1 pseudogene is annotated in these 228 nt (G+C 69.3%); it reads left to right on the plus strand.

The window, feature by feature from the left end:
• Positions 1–228, plus strand: a pseudogene (locus D1646_RS22345) (hypothetical protein); the annotation flags it as partial.

Here is a 228-nt window from a genome sequence, read left to right on the forward strand (position 1 = left end):
ACCATGGACAACCTGGAGACCGCCGGCATTGCCTTCGGGCGGCTGGCGGGGGAGTTCATCCGCACCAAGGTGGTCCCGGAGCTGGACGCCTTCCGCTTCGCCTGCTACGCGGGGAAGGAGGGGATCTCCAAGGTGTCCGCCGGAGCGGCCCTGTCCACCGGCGAGGCGGTGCTCAAGGCCATCCGGGCTGCCAACGACAGGATGGACGAGGACGAGGTGCCCCAGGAG

The sequence above is a fragment of the Pseudoflavonifractor sp. 60 genome (genome assembly GCF_009911645.1).
GTDB lineage: Bacteria > Bacillota > Clostridia > Oscillospirales > Oscillospiraceae > Lawsonibacter.